The organism is Pseudomonas fluorescens (genome assembly GCF_012974785.1).
Taxonomy (GTDB): domain Bacteria; phylum Pseudomonadota; class Gammaproteobacteria; order Pseudomonadales; family Pseudomonadaceae; genus Aquipseudomonas; species Aquipseudomonas fluorescens_BT.
This window is the reverse complement of record NZ_CP027561.1, coordinates 728,133-748,757: the sequence shown is the minus strand read 5'-3', so window position 1 is coordinate 748,757 and position 20,625 is coordinate 728,133. Positions and strand designations below refer to the sequence as shown.

The window sequence follows — 20,625 nt, the reverse complement described above, 5'->3', positions numbered from 1 at the left end:
CATGATCGGACCGGTGATTCTCATCGTCATTTGCCTGATGCTGCTGGTGCTGTCCATCCGTCTGTTCCTGCAGGGTGTACGCAAGACCGCCAACGAACGAGTGCTCAAGCGACTGGCTGCCGGGCAACCGCAGACAGCGCCCGGCAAAACTTCGTGGACAGGGCTCGAACGCATGTTCCTGAAGGCCGGCCTGGGCCGCCCCGGCGAGCGTCTGGGGTTATGGCTGGCGTTGTGGGCCATCGCGATGATGCTGGGTTATCTGATCGCCGACTGGATCGGCCTGCTGATCCTGACGCTGGCGCCGCCCCTGGTGTTGCGCCTGTACATCGCCTGGCTGTATCACCGCCGGCTCAATCGCATGATCGAGCAACTGCCGCAGCTGCTGGACCACTCGGTGCGCAGCCTCAAATCCGGGCGCACCCTGAGCGACGCCGTGCTGGGCGGCATCGATTCCTGCGAGGATCCGTTGAAGACTGCGATGGGCCGGGTGCAGCGCAACGTGCAACTGGGGGTGAACCTGCCCGATGCGGTGAGCGACTTCGCCGAGCTCTACGAACAGGACGAACTGCGCATGTTTGCCCTCGGCCTGAAGGTCAATCACCGCTACGGCGGCAATGCCAGCGAACTGCTGGAAAACCTGATCAAGCTGATCCGCGAACGCGATCAGGGCGCCCGTCAGCTGCGCGCCCTGACCGGCGAAACCCGCTTGACCGCGTGGGTGCTCGGATCACTGCCTGTGATCCTGGTGAGCTACTTCATGCTGACCAATCCCGGCTACATGCTTGGCATGTGGAAAGACCCCGGCGGCCAGACCATGCTGATCGTCGCGGTGGTGCTGCAGGTGATCGGCAGCCTGGCGCTGTGGCGCATGTTGAGGAGTGTCTGAGATGGTGATCCTGGCCAGTCTCATGCTGCTGCTCGGGGCGCTGCTGCTGGTCGGCAATCATTTGCTGAGCGAACGTCGCCGGGTGCGTCAGGTCAACCAGCGCCTGCTGGGCCATCTGGTGCGAGAGAGCCGCTTGCGCACCTTGCTGCGGGCGCTGGGCAACAGCCGGTTCGGCCAGCGTTCGGTGAGCATGGACAGCGAAACCCAGACCTTGCTCAACCGCCTCGGCTGGCGCCGGACCAGTGAACGCTCGCTGTTTGCCGCGTGCCAGATCGGTACACCGTTGCTGGCGCTGGGTATCGGTTTGTTTCTGCAGGAAGTGTTCTTTCCCCAGGCGCCCAAGGGCTGGCTGGTGCCGATGCTCGCCACCGGCACCGGTTACCTGCTGCCCAAGCGCCTGCTGGCGTATGCCGCCGCCCGACGGCAGAAAATCATTTCGGTGGAGGTTTCGACGTTCATTCCTCTGCTGCGCATCCTGTTCGAGTCCGGCATGGCGGTCGAACAGGCACTGCGCGTGTTGAGCATCGAAGGACAGAAACTGCTGCCGGAACTGACCAGCGAATTGCGCCTGATCCTTGCCCGCGTCGACTCGGGGCTGGAGCTCGGCCAGGAATTGAACAAGTCGGCGGTGATGCTGGCGGTGGATGAATTCACCGACACCTGCGTGATCCTGCAACAACTGATTCAACAGGGTGGCGGCGCGATGAAATCGCTGCTGGCGCTCAAGCAACTGCTCGATGACCGACGCCTGACGCGCTTGCAGGAATACATCTCGAAGATGTCGGCGAAGATGTCGGTGGTCATGATGCTGTTCCTGTTTCCGGCCTTGCTGATCGTACTGGCGGGCCCCGGATTTACCGCAATCACCCGGGCGTTTGCGTCCTGACATGGAGAGCGTTTGATGAAAGCACTGATGGTGGTGGCAAGCCTGTTGCTGCTGGGCGGTTGCGCAACGGACGGTCAGGCGCCGTGGACCGCCATGCTGGCGCCGAGCAGTTGCAGCAAGCTGAGCGCCGAGCAGGAGCTGTCGCTGAATCTGGTGGACGACCTGGCCAACGACGGCAAGCTGCACGCCAGTCTGGCCAACCTGCAAGGCCTGCCCGACAACCTCGTGGAGGTGCGTCTGCGCAAGGCCAAGGTCTATCGTCTGCTGGGGCGCAGTGAAGCCGAACCGCTGTATCGCGGCCTGCTCGGCACCTGTCTGAGTGCCGACGCCGAACACGGTCTGGGTCAGCTGTATGCCGCCCGTGGCGACAACGGCCAGGCCCAGGCGCACCTGCAGCGCGCCGTGCGACTGGCGCCGACCAATGAAAACATTCACAACGATCTGGGCGTGGTGTACCTCAATCAGTTGCGGCTCGAAGACGCGCGCTTCGAGTTCCTCACGGCCATCGAGCTCAAGCAGAACAATCAATTGGCGACGCTGAATCTGATCACCCTGCTGATCTACCAGAACAACTGGCAGCAGGCTGCCGAAATCGTCAGTCGCGCACACCTGACTCCGGAACAGTTCACCGACGCTCAAGAGCGGGCAGAAAAACTCAAGTCGCCCGTCAAGGCGAAAGCCGCCGCGGGCAATCAGGTCGCGGTAGTGGCTGACCCGCAACCGGCGACCATCAAGTGATCCTCAAGGAGGTGCCATGAACATCGTCAAGACACTGTGCTGCGTGGGGCTGCTGAGCCTGCCGCTCGGCGCACAGGCCATCGACGCCGGCCCCGCCTCGGCCCAGCAGCAGGAAACCGAGGGCTGGCTGTTGCTGCAAAGCCGCAACAAGGCCGCGTCCCCCGATCCGCAGGCAGCCACGGCCACCGAACGTGAACTGGCCATGCAGCGCTGGCTGAAGAAATACAAATATGACATCCCCGACTTCTATGACCCCGATGCCGGGGGCAAGATCGAGAGGAAGAACTGACTGGAGGTGTCGACGTTCCTGGCCGCCCGATGGCGGCCAGGAGCAACGAGCTAGTGCGCGGTAACCCGCTGACGTAAAGCCGCAGCACGCGGCGTAAGCGCCAGCGCCAGTTGGGTGCGGTTGTGCATGTGGGTCAGGCGCAGCACCTGCGAGACGTAAAGTTTCACGGTGTTTTCGGTGATGCCCAGCTCGCAGGCGATCTGGTAATTGGTCTGCCCCTTGCCCACCAGGCGCGCCACGTCCAGTTGCCGCGGCGACAGCTGATTGAAAATGGCCGGGATCTCCAGCACGTCGGTGTCACCCGATGCCTGCTCACTGACGGGGGCCGGCCCGCGGCGCACTTTGTCCAGATCCTGATACAGATCATCGATGGACGACGACAGGTCCTGCAGTTTCTGATTCAACTGCCCCAGTTGCAGGGTTTTGTGCCGCTCCTGCAGAACGGTCTCCTGACGCTGCAGGCCTTCGAGCAGTTCATCCAGATTGACCGGCTTCTGGTAGTAGTCGGCAATCCCGGCACGCAGCGCCTTGATCACATCCTGTTTGTCGGCGCGGCCAGTGAGCATGATCGCTTCGAACACTCGCTGCTTGCCGGCCTGGCGCTGCAGCTCCTGCACCAGCTGGATGCCGTCCAGGTCCGGCATGTGCAGGTCGCACAGCACCAGACCGATCGCCGGATCCTCGGCAAAACGCTCGACCGCCTCTTTGCCGGACCCGCAGGGGACACAGCGATAGCCGCTGCTCTCGAGAAACTCACAGAGTTCCTCGACGATCAGTGCCTGATCATCGACCACAAGAACTTTTACCGCAGATGTAAGCTTGTTCACGTGCCACTCCATGCCCGGGCCAAACCTGACCGTTCCTGTACTGTCAGCCGTTGGCTGTATAACCAGTACATTGAAAGTAGACGCACTTTCCGACTATGTACATAAGACTAGTGGCGTTTGGCGACTAATGGATCCAAGGTAGTGCGAGTAAAAAACCGATCAGCACGAACGGCGCAAATGGCAGCTTTTTTGACATCGATGGCGCCATATATCGAAGACGTTGCCTAACCCCTTGACTCATATGAAGCCAGAGTCTTGGCGCCAGCAGGATCCAGACAAGGCTCGCAACGCCGGCGCCGATAAATATCCCGAGCAGCGATGTACCGTCCGTCGCAAGGCCAAGGGCTGTCATTAATTTCACATCCCCGGCCCCCATGCGCCCCATGAAATACCCCGGCAGGGTGAACGCCAGCGCCACCAGGCAGGCCCAGCCGCCCTGTTCCGCTGCGGCGCCCATCCAGGTGGTTCCGCAATACAGCAGATAAACCAGTGCCAGGGCGCCAACGCCCAATGTCAGGAGGTTGGCGATTCTCCGTTGCCGGGCATCCTGGGCTGCACACAAGCCCAACCAGATCAGAAGAACAAGGCTTTGCATCCGGTAAAAACCGTCCGTTTTGGCTGAATGATTCTATGCTGATACTACGCAGTGACTGTCAGGGTAGACGCACGGATGAAAACCGGCTCTCGCAAGGCACAAAAAGGTGCGGTGGCGATCGAATTCGCCCTGGTGTTCGTGATCTTTTTCGCGGTGTTTTACGGCCTGGTCAGCTATGCCCTGCCGTTCGTGCTGATGCAGACGTTCAATCAGGCCACGGCCGAAGCGGTCCGCCGCAGCGTCGCCGTCGACCCTGCGACGCCCAACTACTCGACGGTTGTCGTCAACACCGCCAATGCCGCTCTGACGCAGCAGTTTTCAGGCTTGCCAACGTCCCTGAACGTGGTAGTAGGCGTGGACACTTCAGCAACCTATGACTCAACGCTGGGCACGCTCACCGTCAGCGTCAATTACCCCGTCAGCAAACTCAATCAGGTCATTCCGTTTCTGGTGTTGCCAGGCATCGGCGCCGTACCCAGCCTGCCCACCAACCTGACCGCCAGCTCGAGCCTGAAATTTTGACGGCCGGGGACAATCTGTTCGGCCGTCTGCTCAAGCGCGCCCCGCTCGCCGGGGACTTGCCGGACGTGCTCGGCTCACCCGCGACGGGCCTGCATCTGCACCTCGATGGCGAAGGCGCCGTGTTGCAAATGGCCGGCCCCTTGCGCCTGTTGCTGGCGCAGCAGATACCCCATGACAAACCGTTGCCACTGCACAACTTACTGCTACCCCACAGCACCCTGGCGATCGAAGGCCGGCCGCAGGAATGGCAAGGGCAACTGCTGGACCTGGACTTCACCGGTCTGGGCGAACAGACCCTGCACCTGCGCGGCTGGGCCCAGCCTCTGGGCCACGGCTGGCTGCTGCAACTGATCGACATTGCCGACCTGCTGTCCGAACGCCGGCAAGCGCATCAACGCGAGGCGTGCCACGGGATTGCCGAGCAGATCAGCAAGCAGTTGCGCAGTTGCAGCCTGGGACGACTGCCGATGGTCGTCAGCGATCAACTGCAGATAATCGCGCAGCGCTGGCAGATCCCGTGTGTGGCACTCGCCTTGCTCAATGAGCAGGAACAGGTGTGGCAGATTCACTGCCAGTTCCACGCCCACGATGCGCCCGCGCTATGGCAGGACGGCCAGCGCCTCGGCACGCCGCTGGACAGCCTCAATGGCGCCGGCCCGCAGCGCCTCGGGGCGCATTACGGTCAGTATGAACACACACGGGTGCAGGGGCTGTTCGGCAATGCCGAGGGGTTCGCCGTGCCCTACAGCGATGATCGTGGCGTGATGGCGTGGCTGCTCTGCGGCTTTTATGCGGTGGACAAGACCGCGCCGTATCTGACCGACCGTGACTGGCTGATGCTGGCCGGGGCGCTGGCAGGTCCGTTGCTCGGGCGATTGCGTGAGCAGCAGCATCAACTGCAGCTGGAACGACTGGAGTCGTTGCAGACATTGCTGGGCACCGGCTGGTGGGAAATCGGCAGCAGTGGCGAACACATCCAGCTGGCCCCGACACTGGCCGCCATCCTGCAACGGGACAGCTCGACGCTGACCCTGGAAAACTGGCTGAATCTGATCCACCCCGCTGACCGCGAGGAAGTGCGCAGCCGCCTGCAGGACCTGCAGGTGCACGGCGAAATCCTTGACCTGTGCGTGCGCCTGCAGCTTCGCGACAGCAGTCAGCCCCCGGCGTGGTATCGCCTTCAGGGGCAGGTCAGCGGCACCGGCGATCACCGTCGGCTGGCAGGCTTCATGCTGGACATCAGCGACATCAAGAATCAGCAGCAACTGGCCGCTGCGGCCCATGCGCGACTGAACAATCTGATCGCCAGTTCACCGGCGGTCATCTATGTCCAGCACTACGTCGAGGGCGCGTTGCTGCCGGCGTTTTTCAGCGCCAGTCTGCAACCGTTGCTGGGCTGGAGCCTGGAAGACTGCGATGCCGGCGCACTGGTGGAGCGGATACACCCGGAGGACCGGGCCCTGTATTTCGAACGCACCCGCCAGCTGTTGCGCGAAGGGTTGGTACGTGCCCGCTATCGCTTGCGCGACAGTCGCGGTGATTACCACTGGCTGCTCGACGAGGCCCGCCTGCTGCGCAATGACCTCGGCCTGCCGGTGGAAGCCGTCGGCTTGTGGCTGGACGTCACCGAGGCGACGCTGGCTGCCGAACAAGTCAGACAGAGTGAAGAGCGCTACCGGATTCTGGTGGAGGACTCGCCGGCGATGATCTGCCGTTATCGTCCGGACCTGATCCTGACGTTCGGCAACCAGCCGTTGGCGAAGTATCTGGAATGCGCTCCCGAAGATTTACCGGGGGTCAATCTGGGCAGCTGGATGTCGGACGTACAACGCGCAGACTTCGTCGAGCGCCTGGCGTTGTTGACCCCGGAATCCCCCGTCAGCACCGCCGAAATCAACCTGCAATTGCCGGGGCGCGAGCATGCGTGGTGGGTGTGGTCGGATCGGGGCGTGTTCGATGAGCACGGGAAACTGATCGAAGTACAAGCCGTTGGCCGCGACAACACCGAAGTGCGCCGCTCCCAACTACAACTCACCCAGAGCGCAAAAATGGCCACCCTCGGCGAAATGGCCACAGGTCTCGCCCACGAAATCAACCAGCCGCTGAATGTCATGCGCATGGCCATCGTCAACGTGCAAAAACGCCTGAGCAACGGCGATGTGCAGATCGACTACCTGACCGACAAACTCAACCGCATCGACGCCCAGGTCCAGCGTGCCGCGAAAGTGGTGGATCACATGCGGGTGTTCGGCCGTCGCTCGGAAATCGAACAACAGTTGTTCAACCCCGCCAGCGCCATCGAAGGCACGCTGTCACTGCTGGCCGAAGGCATGCGCGGCAAAGGCGTGGATTTGCGCATCAGTGAAACCGCGTTCGAGGTTCAGGTGCGCGGATACGTCGATCAGCTTGAACAGGTGCTGATCAACCTGATGGTCAACGCCCGGGATGCGCTGCTGGGCAAACGCGAGTCCGATCCGGCGTTCAAGCCGTGGATCTCGATCTACGCCGAACGGGATGAAGAAAAGGTGCGCCTGTGGGTCGAGGACAATGGCGGCGGCATCGACCCGCGTCTGCTGGAGCGGATTTTCGAGCCGTTCTTCACCACCAAACCGGTGGGCATCGGTACCGGTCTGGGGTTGTCGGTGAGTTACGGAATCATCGAAAACATGGGCGGCCATCTGAGCGTGTGCAACTCGGCGGACGGTGCGCGGTTCTGCATCGAACTGCCGATTGCACCCGATGACTAGATGACGAGATACGCCTTGCCGGTCTGGCCGCAGGTCATGTTGGCGCCGACATCAACATCCATCAGGTTGATCCCCAGCCCCTTGAGAAGGTTATTGAGCAACGGGTCGAGCAGCGGGCTGACCAGGTTGGTGATCAGCGGTTGCAGGATTGTCGTGACGCTACTGATCAGGCCCGCCACACCCGCTACAACGGAGCCCAGCGGATTGCTGCCAATCGGTTGGTAGACAATCAGATTGATTCCGGCGAGCGTGCTCGACAGGCTGTTGACGATGTTGCTGGTGGGTACGACGGAAATCACGCTCGGCGGCTGTTTCAGGTTGGGTGGCGTGGCGAACGGTGTGCTGCTGGAAAACACCAGATCCTGAGTGTTCTGCGCCACGCTGGTATCGACCATGATCGCGATACCGCCGGCGCCGTATTGCACGTGGGTACTCGAGTCACAGCTGCCAATACCTAAAATCGTATGGCAGGTCACAATGCCCAGGTCCACCAGCGGCAACGGGGTGACCGTGGGTTCGGCAGAGGATGAAAACGCGTTGGTCGGGTCAATCTTGCCCAGTTTGAGGTCGGCAATCGAGGTGATGGTGTGGGCCGTCAGGCTTTTGGTGCCGGTATTGCCGGTCGGGCAGCTGTAGTCGGTGACGTAGCTGATGGCGCCGCCGGCATCCAGGCTGATGTCGATTTCCGGTGACGGCAACAATAACGGGTCCATCCGTTGGCAACTGAGGCAAAGGAGTGAGTTGGCCAACGAGACCAGATTCAGGGTCAACAGCTGATTGACAGTCGTGCTCAGAGTGCCGACCAACCCCAATACCGCGTTGCTCAGCCCGGCCACCCCGGTCAACACCGGCAGATTCACCGAGAGCATCGTGCGAATCTGCGCAGTGCGCACATAAATCCGGTTCGGCCCCAGAGGATTGGCCTTGGCCAGCGCCGGATCACCAATCGCCGAGAACTGCGGCGGCTCGATCACCTTGACCCGCACCGTAACATTCGCCAACCCCAGCACGCTGATTGGCAGGGTCGCGGCCACCGCACTTTTGCTGTTGGCCAGTTGAATCACGCCCTGAACCAGTTGTAACAGTTGCAGATTGGCATCCAGCCCGGCCGCCGTGGTGCCGGTCTGCAGTTGCAGGATGTCGCCGAGTTTTACCGGCGCAGCATTGATCGCCGCCACTTGCAACTGACCGAGCGCCGTAATCACATCGGCGGTGGCACCGTTGAGTTGCACCACGGTAGCCGCAGCCTGGATCAATTGGGTCACCGTGGCCTGGGTATTGAGCAACTGGCTGTAATTGCCGGCGGCCACGTTGAGGTTGATTGCCAGTTGATTCAGGTAGCTGAGCAGATTGATGTCGGTGTTGAGCAAGCCGTTCCAGCCCAGGGCCGTCAGATTGACGTTGCCGCCGAGCAATCCGGAAAACAGCGGGTTGAGGATGTTCGATTGCGCGGTGTCGATACTGGCCAGATTACTGCGGATGTTCAATTGAGCGACGGTCGGCTTGGGCTTGGCCGCCACCGCCGAAGCGTAGAGCACGGTATTGAGACTGACCGGTGCGGCACTGAACAGCGCCTGCACGCCGCCGGCAAAACTGGTGGTCACGGTGCGGTTGGCCGCGACCTTGACCGCCTCTGATTGCGTCGCGTCAACCGTAAACGTGCGCAGGCCGGTGGCGGCTGTCACCAACTTTCCGCAATCGATCACAAGGACGTTATTGGCATCGGCGACAAACCCGTTGCGTGTCGCACTTTGCCCGGCGTAGCTGGCGGCAGTGAGGCCCGGCAGGCAATTGCCGCCACGGCTGACCGCCTCCAGTGCCGCGTTATCCACCAGCCGCTGCAATTTGCGCTGTTCCATGTACAGACGGCCGGTGTCCACCACCAGCAACATCAGGATCAGCGCGAGGCTGAGGGTGGCAGCCGCCATCAAGCCGATGGCCCCGCGCTGCCGGGCGGGGCCGCGACACTGCGAAAGACGCGACATGGCGCACTCCTTTGCCGGCGCACGGCCGGGCGCAAGCTCCATTGGTGGATGTCAGTGTAGACGCGGCGTGACGACACGGCTGGCAACACGCCAGCCGTCCCTTCAGAAAAAACGGGAGCTCCTGGGCTCCCGTTCAAGGCGCTCACTTAGCGCGGAGGGTAGTTCGACAGGATACGCGTCACCGTTTCATGGATGGCGCTGCTGCGATCCGCAGGGTTCGGCGTGCGGCTGAGCATCTGCTCGTCGCTGCCTCGCCACACCAGTTTGCCGTCCTTGCCGTCGAGCAGGTCGATCTGAATGGTCGCCACCTTGTAGGTGACGTTGCGGGTTTCGTTGTACATCGGCCCGCCCCAATAACCGTTCCATGGACCACCCCAGCCACCGCCGTAATTGGTGGTGACCTGTTGCTGGCGATCCTCGACGATCAGGTAGGCCTGCACACTCAAGTCACCTTTGCGGCCCGCCGTGGCCGGGCGCAGGCCGCGCTGGTCCAGTTGATCGGCGACCGACTGGCGGATCCGCTGTTCCGTCAGGTCGCTCTTGATCCGAGGATCGTCGGGGCGGTACTGCAGGGCAGGCTCTTTCCAGCTCCAGCTGCGGTAGGCGGCGAAGTCGCGGCTGGCGTCAAAGTCATGATTGACCTGGTTGGTGGCGCAGGCACTGAGCAGCGCGGCCACAGCCAGTAAAGCAAAACGGCGGAACATGGTTTTTCTCCGGTGGAAAACATGAACCTGAGGGAGCTTCCGGTTCACGGGAAGCTAACTGGGAGGATACGCCGACATGGCCTTTTCGACAGCCTCCCGGATCGCATCGGCACGGTCACTCTGGTTGCCCTGAGTGCCGGTTTCGGCGCTGGCACTCCAGACCGGCTGGCCGGTGCCGGCGTCGAAAAGATCGACCCGCACCACCACGACCTGCTCCTGATAGGTGCGGACAATGGGCACCGTGTTGTACATCCCGTAACCCCGGCCGTAACGGTCATAACCGCCGTATCCACCGTAGTAACCGTAGTCGTCCTGGACCTGACGCAGGCGGGTTTCCAGGCTCAGGTTGGCGCTGACGAACAAGTCGGCCGGGCGATTGTCGTGCAGCGGGCGCAAGCCGCGCTGGTCCAGTGCACTGCTGACGGCCTCGGCCACTTGTGCCGAATCCGCCCAGGCACTCCCCGGCGGCAGGCGCCCGTTGAGCCACGCCCAACTGCGGTAGCGCCCGTAATCCCGCGGTGGCGCGGGATAAGCGCTGCGGTCGAAGGTGGTCGCAGCTTGCGGTGGCGCCGGCGGCAAGGGCCGCGACTGCGCCACATAAGGGTTGCTGCCCTGGCAGGCGGCCAACCCCAGACAGATCAGCAATAACCCTGAATGACCTTTCATTTCATGCTCCGATCAGATCGGCCGGCAGATCCAGTGCAAGTAGCGCCCAAGCCCGGCGAAGCTTGGGTGACGACGGTGGGCGAGTTCCATCTCGAGCAAATCAATCAACTCGGCGCGGGCCTGGAATTCCACCGGCATGTAATCGTGGAAAACCCGCACCCCGCTCTGGGTTTCGACCTGCCACAACCCTTCGAGTTGCGTGGCCAGCTCCCGAGGATCCAGGGGCTGCTGCGGGGTCAGGCTCTGCTTCTCGCCGGCCATGTCGTTCTTGCGCATCTTCTTGAAATGGCCTTTGAGCAGGTTGCGATAGACCAGCGCATCACGGTTATAGAACGCCAGCGACAGCCACCCGCCAGGTCTGGTCAGTTGATGCAGCACCGGCAGGATCGCGTGGGGTTCGGCGAGCCATTCGAGCACCGCGTGACAGATCACCACGTCATAGGGTTCGGTGAGTTGACCGAGCAACGCCTGCCACGGCGCCTGAATGAACGTCGCTGTCTGCCCGGCCTCGGCAAAACGCTGACGCGCGCCTTCAAGCATCGGTTCGGCCGGCTCGGTGAAGGTCACGTCGTGCCCACGCTCGGCCAGCCACAGAGACATGTGGCCCAGGCCGCCACCGATGTCCAGCACCCGCAACGGACGATCCGGCAAGGCTTCTGCAAGATCGGCCTGCAGCACCGCGAGGCGGATCGCGCCTTTGGCACCGCCATAGATTTTTTCGGCGAAACGGGTCGCCAACTGATCGAAATGACGGTCGCTCATCAGCTGAACCGCCGTTCGCTGTCGGCGAGTTTGCTACGCACCACTTCATTCATGTCCAGCCCCAGTTCGCTGCACAGCAGCAACAGATAAAGGACGATGTCCCCGACTTCCTGGCCGGCGTGGGCCAGTTTTTCGGCGGGCAGTTCGCGGGACTGGTCTTCGCTCAGCCACTGGAAGATTTCCACCAGCTCGGCCATTTCCACGCTGGCCGCCATGGCCAGGTTTTTCGGGCTGTGAAATTGCCGCCAGTCATTACGGTCGCGAATGGCGTGCAGGCGTTCGGTCAGTTCAACAAGGTTCATCGTTTTCTCCTGAAGGCGTATAGCTTCGAGGGGATGCTGCGCGAAGGCAAGGGGCAGCCACCACCCGGCAAACCCTCTATGCTTGCAGGGAACTCGACCGCCCCTGCCGCGGCCCAAGGCTCAGCTCTTTCATCAGGATGAAAACATGCAGGTAGAAAGCTTCTTCGAATGGCTGGGCCAGGCGCTCGGCTCGATCATCCGCTTCATCGTCGACGGCCTGAGTGGCCTGTTCAACGTGCTGAGCCATGCCGGCGGCAACTTCGTCGACGGGCTGGCGAAGGCCCTGGGCATGGACACTTCGATCATCAGCATCATCGCGTTGATCGTTGGCCTGATGCTGCTGTGGTCGGCGATCCGCGCCTTCATGAATGCGTCGATCATTGCCGGGATCATCTGGTTGCTGCTGGGGCTGTGGCTGCTGAGCTGGATCATTCACTGACACCTCCCGCTACAATGCCGCTCCCCAAGGAGCCCGCATGTCCAACCTGATCGCCGACTGGCGCGACCGCCCGACCCATCGCCGGGTCTGGGCCCTCGCCGCCCCCATGATTCTCTCCAACCTCTCTGTGCCGCTGGTGGCGCTGGTCGACAGCACCGTCATCGGTCACCTGCCCCATGCCCACCAACTGGGCGCCGTAGCGGTAGGCGCGAGCCTGTACACCGTTCTGGCCTGGGCCATGGGTTTCCTGCGCATGGGCACCACCGGGTTCGCCGCGCAGGCGGCCGGGCGCAGCGATGGTGCGGCACTGCGGCAGATTCTGCTGCAAGGCTTGTTGCTGGCAATGGGGCTGGCGCTGCTGCTGGGGGCCGTGGGCGTGCCGCTCAGCGGCGTCGCCCTGCATTTCATGCAACCGTCGCCGGAACTCAATGAACTGACCCGCGACTTCTTCTACACCCGCCTGTTCGGGCTGCCGGCGGCGCTGGCCAGTTATGCACTGGTCGGCTGGTTTCTTGGCACCCAGAACGCCCGGGCGCCGCTGGCGATTCTGCTGACCACCAACCTGATCAACATCGTGCTGAACCTGTGGTTCGTCATCGGTCTGGACTGGGGCGTGGTCGGCTCGGCCCGGGCCTCGGTGGTCGCCGAATGGTGCGGCGCCCTGCTCGGCCTGGCACTCACCCACAAGGCCTTGCGCGCTTACCCCGGGCATATCGTCTGGGCGGCATTGAGGGTGTGGCAGAGCTGGCGACCGCTGCTGGGGGTCAACCGCGACATTTTCATCCGCAGCCTGGCGCTGCAATCGGTATTTTTCCTGATCACCGTGCAGGGCGCCCGACTGGGTGATGCCACGGTGGCAGCCAACGCGCTGCTGCTCAACGGCCTGCTGCTGACCGCCCATGCGCTGGACGGCCTGGCCCACGCGGTCGAGGCTTTGTGCGGACACGCCATCGGCGCCCGTGATCGCCTTGCGCTGCGTCGTTCGCTGGTGGTCGCCGGTGGCTGGTCGTTGCTGGCAAGCCTGGGTTTTGCTGTGTTGTTTCTGTTCGCCGGGCACTTGTTCATCGAAATGCAGACCGATATTCAGAGCGTGCGCGAGACCGCGTTCATCTATCTGCCCTACCTCGCCGTGCTGCCGTTGATTGCGGTGTGGAGCTACTTGCTCGACGGCCTGTTCATCGGCGCTACCCGCGCCCGGGAAATGCGCAACGGCATGCTGCTGACCGTCGCTTTGCTGCTGCCGTTCGCCTGGGCGTTGAGCGGGCTGGGCAATCACGGACTGTGGATTTCATTCCTGCTGTTCATGGTGCTGCGCAGCCTGACCCTCGGCACATTGGCGTGGCGACTGCGGCGCAACGACGGCTGGCTTGCCGGCGGTGCTCATTGAGGCGGCGTGTGCCGGATAAACTCGTCGATCTGATCGAGCACCGGCAGGATGCGCGCGAAACCTCGTGTCAGGGTGGGTCGTTCTGCCAGCGTCGACGCAGATGATCGAGCCGCTCTTGCTGGGTCAATCCTTGCGGCGGTTGCATCAGTTCTGCACGCGGATGCAGCAGACGTAGCCACAACCAGTCGTCCAGCACGGCCCGCTCGCTGAAACCCAATGTCAGGCCTTGTTCGACGTGGGAGGACAACGCGCGGTAATCGGTTCCCGTCGATTGGCTCCAGCGCCAGATATGTTGTTCCAGCAGGCAGCGGTGCAAGTGTTCACGCTGATGACGGGTCAGGGACTGCTCGATGTTGAGTGGCTCGACGTCCAGCCCAGGATTGCGCAGTTGCTGCCAGCCCTGGATGCCGCTCGCCCGGTCGGCCCAGGTACCGCCGAACCAGCGCAGCCAACCGATCGGCCCGAGCCAGCGGCTCAACTGGCGCGCATCGCAGGCGTCGAAAAAGTAGCTGGCCGTCTGCCGGTCGTAGTAATTGAGCAGCGCACGATGATTCAGACCGACAGAAACCGTCAGCATCCGTTGCAAATGTTCACGCAGCGATTCGCTCGAGGCATCGCTGCCCAGCAACAGCCCGCACCAGATCTGCGGGTCTGTATGACATAACGCCGACAGCATCGGACAATCGCGCAGATCGACCAGCAACGGCCCCTGCTCGCACACGGGCTGAAACTCCGTACCCTCGAACAGCTTCAGGCTCGGCACATCCGGGAAACCCTGGCGCAATACACTCAAGGCCTGCGCCGCATGCGCAACGTCCAGCAACAGCCACTGCGCACGTTGCCCCGGCGCTGCACCGCTCATCGTCCATCGCCAGGTTTGCGCCCCGCGAGCAGCCGGCAACTGCACACGGCCTCCCGACAGTGATGATAGCTGCCGCCCCCCGGCATCAGGCACAGCAGCAACAGGGGTTCGGCGCCATGCAGCCATTGTGCGATTCCTTCACTGGCCAGCGTCTCGGGCAATGGCGGCGGTTCATCCTCCTCATAGCTGCCGTCGTATGCCGGTGGCTGCAGGACTCCGCTGATGACCGGCTGCTCGGGATCACCCTCAAGAAAACTGACCACCACTTCGACACCCTCGCGCAATGCCTTTGTCGCCGTGTCGGCCAATGCCGGAGCCAGTGGCAGCCAGCAGTGGCTGGGCGCTGCGCCCTCGCCCTGGTAGAGCCAGTCGAACTGCACCGCAACGGGCCTCGAACGGTCAGGTCGGGGCTCATCGACCGCCACGACCCAGGCGCGTTGCAGACTGCTCATGCTCAACGCCGGGCGTTCGACGGCCGGCGCATTGACCTGCAAGTGTTCGACGGCACAGATTCGGTTGCTGTAAGTGGGCTCGAGCAACTGATCGGCGCGATGCTCGACTCGGGTCAGCAACCAGTTCGTACCGCATTGCGCAAATGGCTGCGACGACAGGCTCAGCCATTGACCGCAGCGCAGGGTCGGCACGTCGGAGTGCCCCTGCGCCGATCGAATCCGCCGGGCATGTTCACCGGAGCCACAAGCCTGTTCCCCGGTCGCCCAGCGGCGCACCGCCGGCGCCTGCCCCTCAACGTCGAATCGCACCGCCTCTGATGGCGGCAGCAACGCCGGATCATCGCCGAACACCAGGCAGTGGCTGTCCTGCCCATGCTCGAAGTGATAGTGAATCCGTGCCTGTGCACACAGGCGCTGCACCAGTTGCAGATCCGATTCGCCGTATTGGGTGCAGAATCTGCGGGCCGGATGCTCGACCTGCAATTCGAAGCGGCGCCGGGAACCGGTGATTCCATGCTCCCTGAGCACTTGGTCCAGAATCTGTGGAACAGACCGGCCACTGAAAATCCGCTGGCTGTGACGCAGCCCCAGGCAACTCAGCCGGGGCCCCAGCCGCGCTCGGCACAATCTGGGCCCATGGCCATGTTCGTGCTGGACAAGCCCCTGCAACTGACCGTGAACGCCGTTGCCCGACGGCCCGAAGGACAGGCGTGCCGAGCGATAGAGCAGGCCGGCAAGGTCCAGATGAGGATCGTCGATCAACACATCGATTTCGAACGCAAAAGGCTCGCTGATGGCCTCGCTCCCCGTAAAGGCCAGGACTTCGAACGGGGCAGACAGACCCGCTACATCGAGGCGAAACGACGGCTCGTCGGCTGGATCGAACATGGATGATTCTCTACAGGAGGGGCGGGCGGGGATTCTCGCCGAGAGCCATGGCCGAGTAGAGAGCCGAAGTACAAATTAGGAAATGACCTACGTGAAAAGCAGACGACATCACTTTTCTCGTGAGGACGACAGTCAATTCGCTAGTCGAAAAAGACAAGTCTCACCAGGTTGTCTGAAAACTCCGATTAATACGGAACAATTTCAGACAACCTGATGGATTCGGAACCTGCCGTCAGGAAGACAGGTAGGAGGAACGAGTCAGCCCCAGGCGCAGTGCATCGAGGAACTGGGTACGCTCACTGGCGCTGATGCGGGCACTGGCGCACTTGTCGCGGTAGTGGGTCATCAGCTCTTCCGGCGACAGGTGTACGTAACGCAGCATGTCTTCGATGGTGTCGTGGGTTTCGATCCCGGCGTGGTACACACTGCCGTCGGCGTTCTGGTAGATGTTCACCGAGTCGGTGTCACCGAACAGGTTGTGCATGTCGCCAAGAATTTCCTGATAGGCGCCGACCAGGAACACGCCCAGCAAGTAATCTTCACCTTCGTTCAGCGCATGCACAGGCAGGCTGGTCTCGATGCTCTGCTCGTCGACGTACTGGTTGATCTTGCCGTCGGAGTCGCAGGTCAGATCCTGCAGCACCGCGCGACGCAGCGGCTCTTCATCGAGACGGTGCAGCGGGATGATCGGCAGCACCTGATCGATGGCCCAGGTATCCGGCAGGCTCTGGAACACCGAGAAGTTGCAGATGTACTTGTCGGCCAGCTTGTCGTTGAGTTCGTCCAGCACCTGGCGGTGCGAACGCTGGCGCGCCTTCAGCGAGTTGTGCAGGCGACGGCATACGGCGAAGTAGCATTGTTCGGCCAAGGCTTTTTCAGCCAGGGTCAGTTTGCCGTCGGCGTACTGGGCGGCCACGTCGCTCATGTAGTGGGTGGCGCGCCAGTAGGTTTCGGTGACCATTTCGATATCGGTCGGGCCGAGCAGGTCAACCAGCCACTGCACGGTTTCCGGCAGCGCGTCCTTGTTCTCGATCTGCGGCACGTCGTCGTTGTGTTTCTCGACGTCGGTCACCTGCACCACCAGCATCGCGTGGTGCGCGGTCAGCGAACGGCCGCTTTCGGAGAAGATGTGCGGATGCGGCAAGGCCTGCGCGTCGCAGAACTCCTTGAGCATGCCGACCACGACACCGGCGTAGTCATCCATGTCGTAGTTGATCGAGCTGGCATTGCGCGAGTGAGTACCGTCGTAGTCCACACCCAGACCACCGCCGACGTCGATGTGATCGACCGGCAGGCCCAGATTGCGCAACTCACCGTAATAACGGATCGCTTCCTTGAAGCCGTGCTGGTAGTCGGCCAGGTTGGCGATCTGCGAACCCATGTGGAAGTGCAGCAGGCGGATGCCCTGATCCAGGCCCGCCGCGCGGAAGCGCTCGACCACCGACAGCAGTTGCGCCGCCGACAGACCGAACTTGGACTTCTCGCCACCGGTGTCCGCCCACTTCGACGAAGCCAGCGAGGACAGGCGAACACGCAGGCCGACCTGTGGCTTGACCTTCAGCGAAGCCGCTTCTTCGATCACCAGGCCGACTTCGGATTCTTTCTCGATCACGATGAACACGTTGTGGCCGAGCTTCTGGCCCATCAGCGCCAGACGGATGAACTCGCGGTCCTTGTACCCGTTGCAGACGATGGTGCCGCCCTTCGGCGCCAGTGCCAGCACTGCCAGCAGCTCGGGCTTCGAACCGGCTTCCAGACCGATGGAAACGTTCTGGGTGGCGATGATGTTCTCGATCACCGCTTCCTGCTGGTTGACCTTGATCGGGTACAGCGCGGTGTACTTGCTCTGGTATTCCAGACGCTCGATGTTGGCATCGAACGCACCGGTCAGCTGACGGACGCGGTCTTGCAGGATGTCGGGAAAACGCACCAGCAGCGGCAGGGACAAGCCACTCTTGCGCAACTGGTCGACTTGTTCGAACAGATCGATAGGCGAACTGCTCGGGCCGTTCGGACGAACTTCGACGCGACCGGCGTCATTGATCGCGAAATACCCGGCCCCCCAATGGCGAATCCCGTAAACACTGCGGCTGTCCGCAACTGTCCATTGGCTGCCATCGTCTTTGCGTGTGCGTCGTACGGACATCGAAGTCCCCTATAAAGAAGTCATAGTGCGTCGCCTGATCTCAGGCCGGCGCAGTCTAAAGAATGAAAATGACGGTTCGTCAGCGGGGCGGTAGACCGCGCTGACAGCGTTGAGTTTAGAAACCGGTCATGAACAGGCTCTGTGAAAACCATGGAAACGACGCCGGAACCGATGACGATCAGTGCCGGATCAAGCCGCAGGTGGTTTTCACAGAGGCTGCTAGCCGCCGGACTTCTTCGCCTTGAAACCGTGCTTGATCAACTCGGCCAGGAGCAACTCGACATGATCGCCCTGGATCTCGATGACCCCGTCCTTCAACGCACCGCCGGTGCCGCAACGTTTCTTCAACGTTGTCGCCAGCTCCTTGAGTGCGTCTTCGGCCAGGGGCACGCCGGTGATGGTGGTCACCGTCTTGCCGCCACGGCCCTTGCTCTCGCGACGCACGCGGGCAATGCCGTCACCGGCCGGGATCACGGTTTGTCTGCAGATACAGGCGTCCACCGGCTTGCTGCATTCCGGGCAATGACGACCTGCGTCGGTGGAAAATACCAGGCCGCCCAGGGCGGCGAAGGATGCGGCTTTTTTGGCCACCGGCAATCCTCTTGGGAGGACAAAGACTGATCGCAGCCTTGGGCAAGGCTATCGACCGCGAAGCCCCACTCAGGCAGGGGCAGCGCTACTGCACCGGTTGCTCCTGAAAACAGGCCGGCACAGCTTGAAAAGGTCGCGCAGTGTAACGGCAAAAACGCCGATTGCTAAGTGCCAATCGGCGCCAATTTATGAGTTCTTTGCGACGTCGCTTTGCTGAGCCTTCAGATAGCGTTTCAACGCTGCCAGAGAGTCCGGGCAATAAGGCTTCAGCTTGATTTCGCGCATCACCTGATCGACCGGAATGAAGCGCGCTTCGAGCACCTCTTCCGGTTGCAGGATCAACGGCCCGTCCCACACCGCCGAAAACGCCGAACACCACAGGCGATTGCCGGTGTCTTCGAAGTAGAAATGGTCGTGGGCCGTCAGCTCGACGCCGCTCACCCCCAACTCTTCCTCCAGTTCACGGGCCGCCGACTCGGCGTAGGTCTCGTTCGCCTGCACCATGCCGCCTGCCGCCACGTCCCAGTAACCGGGATAAATGGCTTTGCTCAACGTGCGCCGATGCACGCAAAGTTCACCGGCGGAGTTGAACAGCATGATGTAGGTGCCACGGCCGATCAGCCCGCGCTCGCGCAGGTCGGAACGTACCAGGGCGCCGAGCAGGTTGTCCTGCTCGTCGACCCAGGCGATCTGTTCGGCATCCGAGGCGGCGCGGTGGGCCGCCTCTCTGGCGCTCTCGTCCATGACTCAGCCCTGATTGAGCAGTTGACGCAAATCGATCACGGCGGCGTTGGCCCGGGAAATATAGTTGGCCATGACCAGCGAGTGGTTGGCCAGCACACCAAAGCCGCTGCCGTTGAGGATCATCGGGCTCCAGATCGGCTCCTGAGACGCCTCCAGTTCACGAATGATCTGACGCACGCTGACGGTCGCGTTCTTCTTCGCCAGCACATCGGCGAAATCGACTTCGATGGCGCGCAGCAGGTGCGACAGCGCCCAGGCCTGACCACGGGCTTCGTAGAACACGTTGTCGATCTGCATCCACGGAGTCTCGACGACTTCCTCGTCGACCTGCGGCACTTCACCCACCGCCGGCACTTCGGTTTTCAGCGCGGTGTTGAGCTTGACCCGGCCAACACTGGCGGACAGCCGTTGCGACAGCGAACCGAGACGCGTCCCGACGTCGCCCAGCCAGTTGTTCAGGTTGTCGGCGCGGGCGTAGAACAAGGCGTTTTTCTGGGTAGGGTCAGACAGGCGCGCCTGATAACGGCTCAGGGAATTGATGCCTTCCTGGTATTCCGACTCGCTGGACGGCAGGATCCAGCTCTTGTTGTCGAAGTTGAAGCGTGGTTCGGCCTTGGCCAGATCGGCATCTTCAGCCGACTGCGACTGCGAGCGGGCAAAGTCCTTGCGCAAGGCACGGGTCAGGTCGCGCACCTGGACCAGCACGCCGTATTCCCAGCTGGGCATGTTGTCCATCCACAGGCCTGGCGGGAAGCGGTCGTTGGAAATGTAGCCGCCCGGTTTGTTCAGCAGAGTACTGGCGACGGTCTTGAGGGTTTCGACGGTGGTGTAGCCGACCACCATCTGCTTGCCTTCCTTCTCGGCAGCCAGCTGGGCGTTCTGCGCCACGGGAAACAGGGCCGGTTCCTCGCTCCAGTACCAGCCCAGGGCGATGGTCACCAACAGATAAATACCGACCAGCGTGGCCAGCGCGCGGCTGAACAACAGGCCGCCCACATAGCTGCGGGCGGCGGATTTCGGCTCGGCGGCACGTTCGGGCGCACTGCTCGCGCGATTCTTCCAGTCCAGCATGGCGATATCCTTTCAATCTTGGGTTCAACGGTTCGACAGCAACCATACAACAACGTGCCTCTGGCCCGCACCCGTCAATAATGACAGGGGGTGACTCTTTGGACCGGGCGTCGTGCACTAAGGGATTCCCTGATGC

21 protein-coding genes are annotated in these 20,625 nt (G+C 62.2%); 8 read left to right on the top strand and 13 right to left on the bottom strand.

The annotated features are described in order from the left end of the window. The first annotated feature begins 1 nt into the window (after position 1). The 4 genes from C6Y56_RS03225 to C6Y56_RS03210 are packed head-to-tail and all read left to right on the top strand — an operon-like array spanning position 2 to position 2,799. Positions 2–886: a type II secretion system F family protein gene (locus C6Y56_RS03225; RefSeq protein WP_169428699.1), complete on the top strand. Its 885-nt coding sequence runs from the start codon at positions 2–4 to the stop codon at positions 884–886. 1 nt (position 887) lies between these two features. Then, the gene (locus tag C6Y56_RS03220; protein ID WP_169428698.1) at positions 888–1,772 is read left to right on the top strand and encodes a type II secretion system F family protein; all 885 of its coding nucleotides are present in this window, start codon (positions 888–890) and stop codon (positions 1,770–1,772) included. 15 nt (positions 1,773–1,787) lie between these two features. Beyond that, positions 1,788–2,510 (top strand): tetratricopeptide repeat protein, encoded by a 723-nt coding sequence (locus tag C6Y56_RS03215; RefSeq protein ID WP_169428697.1) that lies wholly within the window; start codon positions 1,788–1,790, stop codon positions 2,508–2,510. A 16-nt stretch (positions 2,511–2,526) separates the two neighbouring features. Beyond that, the gene (locus C6Y56_RS03210) at positions 2,527–2,799 is read left to right on the top strand and encodes a DUF3613 domain-containing protein (protein ID WP_169428696.1); all 273 of its coding nucleotides are present in this window, start codon (positions 2,527–2,529) and stop codon (positions 2,797–2,799) included. A gap of 50 nt (positions 2,800–2,849) precedes the next feature. On the opposite strand, the gene C6Y56_RS03205 is transcribed toward C6Y56_RS03210, so the two are convergent. Both C6Y56_RS03205 and C6Y56_RS03200 read right to left on the bottom strand, forming a co-directional pair. Next, the gene (locus tag C6Y56_RS03205; protein ID WP_283241397.1) at positions 2,850–3,626 is read right to left on the bottom strand and encodes a response regulator transcription factor; all 777 of its coding nucleotides are present in this window, start codon (positions 3,624–3,626) and stop codon (positions 2,850–2,852) included. 124 nt (positions 3,627–3,750) lie between these two features. After that, complete coding sequence (locus tag C6Y56_RS03200; protein ID WP_169428694.1) at positions 3,751–4,221, bottom strand: A24 family peptidase; 471 nt, start codon at positions 4,219–4,221, stop codon at positions 3,751–3,753. 75 nt (positions 4,222–4,296) lie between these two features. On the opposite strand from C6Y56_RS03200, the gene C6Y56_RS03195 reads away from it, so the two are divergent. Together C6Y56_RS03195 and C6Y56_RS03190 are read left to right on the top strand one after the other, a co-directional pair. Then, positions 4,297–4,743, top strand: a complete 447-nt coding sequence (locus tag C6Y56_RS03195; RefSeq protein WP_169428693.1) for a TadE/TadG family type IV pilus assembly protein — start codon at positions 4,297–4,299, stop codon at positions 4,741–4,743. Further along, a complete protein-coding gene (locus C6Y56_RS03190; protein ID WP_169428692.1) occupies positions 4,740–7,490 on the top strand; it encodes a PAS domain-containing sensor histidine kinase in 2,751 nt (916 codons plus the stop codon). The genes C6Y56_RS03195 and C6Y56_RS03190 overlap by 4 nt, the downstream gene beginning before the upstream one ends. Here C6Y56_RS03190 and C6Y56_RS03185 read toward each other — a convergent pair. The 5 genes from C6Y56_RS03185 to C6Y56_RS03165 form a co-directional block, all read right to left on the bottom strand. Beyond that, entirely contained in the window at positions 7,487–9,475 is a 1,989-nt protein-coding gene (locus C6Y56_RS03185) for a pilus assembly protein TadG-related protein (RefSeq protein ID WP_169428691.1), read from the bottom strand. The genes C6Y56_RS03190 and C6Y56_RS03185 overlap by 4 nt on opposite strands. A gap of 146 nt (positions 9,476–9,621) precedes the next feature. Continuing rightward, positions 9,622–10,179, bottom strand: a complete 558-nt coding sequence (locus C6Y56_RS03180; protein WP_169428690.1) for a DUF4136 domain-containing protein — start codon at positions 10,177–10,179, stop codon at positions 9,622–9,624. 54 nt (positions 10,180–10,233) lie between these two features. After that, positions 10,234–10,845 carry a DUF4136 domain-containing protein gene (locus C6Y56_RS03175; protein WP_085732749.1) on the bottom strand — a complete coding sequence of 204 codons (612 nt, stop codon included), beginning with the start codon at positions 10,843–10,845 and terminating at the stop codon, positions 10,234–10,236. A gap of 12 nt (positions 10,846–10,857) precedes the next feature. Continuing rightward, positions 10,858–11,607 carry a methyltransferase gene (locus tag C6Y56_RS03170; protein WP_169428689.1) on the bottom strand — a complete coding sequence of 250 codons (750 nt, stop codon included), beginning with the start codon at positions 11,605–11,607 and terminating at the stop codon, positions 10,858–10,860. After that, positions 11,607–11,909, bottom strand: a complete 303-nt coding sequence (locus C6Y56_RS03165; RefSeq protein ID WP_169428688.1) for a MazG-like family protein — start codon at positions 11,907–11,909, stop codon at positions 11,607–11,609. Before C6Y56_RS03165 ends, C6Y56_RS03170 begins: the two co-directional genes overlap by 1 nt. Positions 11,910–12,054: 145 nt before the next feature. Between C6Y56_RS03165 and C6Y56_RS03160 the strand changes: the two genes are divergently transcribed. Then, positions 12,055–12,348 carry a hypothetical protein gene (locus tag C6Y56_RS03160; protein WP_085711241.1) on the top strand — a complete coding sequence of 98 codons (294 nt, stop codon included), beginning with the start codon at positions 12,055–12,057 and terminating at the stop codon, positions 12,346–12,348. Positions 12,349–12,385: 37 nt separating this feature from the next. Then, the gene (locus C6Y56_RS03155) at positions 12,386–13,735 is read left to right on the top strand and encodes an MATE family efflux transporter (protein ID WP_169428687.1); all 1,350 of its coding nucleotides are present in this window, start codon (positions 12,386–12,388) and stop codon (positions 13,733–13,735) included. A 67-nt stretch (positions 13,736–13,802) separates the two neighbouring features. Here the strand turns inward: C6Y56_RS03155 and C6Y56_RS03150 are convergent, their stop codons facing one another. The 6 genes from C6Y56_RS03150 to C6Y56_RS03125 form a co-directional block, all read right to left on the bottom strand. Continuing rightward, a complete protein-coding gene (locus tag C6Y56_RS03150; RefSeq protein ID WP_169428686.1) occupies positions 13,803–14,597 on the bottom strand; it encodes a DUF4123 domain-containing protein in 795 nt (264 codons plus the stop codon). Next, positions 14,594–15,937 (bottom strand): type VI secretion system Vgr family protein, encoded by a 1,344-nt coding sequence (locus tag C6Y56_RS03145; RefSeq protein WP_169428685.1) that lies wholly within the window; start codon positions 15,935–15,937, stop codon positions 14,594–14,596. Before C6Y56_RS03145 ends, C6Y56_RS03150 begins: the two co-directional genes overlap by 4 nt. A 232-nt stretch (positions 15,938–16,169) precedes the next feature. Beyond that, complete coding sequence (gene speA / locus C6Y56_RS03140; protein WP_127796803.1) at positions 16,170–18,083, bottom strand: arginine decarboxylase; 1,914 nt, start codon at positions 18,081–18,083, stop codon at positions 16,170–16,172. A 219-nt stretch (positions 18,084–18,302) separates the two neighbouring features. Beyond that, complete coding sequence (locus C6Y56_RS03135) at positions 18,303–18,674, bottom strand: translation initiation factor Sui1 (protein WP_085732741.1); 372 nt, start codon at positions 18,672–18,674, stop codon at positions 18,303–18,305. 186 nt (positions 18,675–18,860) lie between these two features. Then, a complete protein-coding gene (locus tag C6Y56_RS03130) occupies positions 18,861–19,418 on the bottom strand; it encodes an NUDIX hydrolase (protein WP_169428684.1) in 558 nt (185 codons plus the stop codon). A 3-nt stretch (positions 19,419–19,421) separates the two neighbouring features. Beyond that, positions 19,422–20,489: a DUF2333 family protein gene (locus C6Y56_RS03125; protein WP_169428683.1), complete on the bottom strand. Its 1,068-nt coding sequence runs from the start codon at positions 20,487–20,489 to the stop codon at positions 19,422–19,424. Positions 20,490–20,625 lie beyond the last annotated feature (136 nt).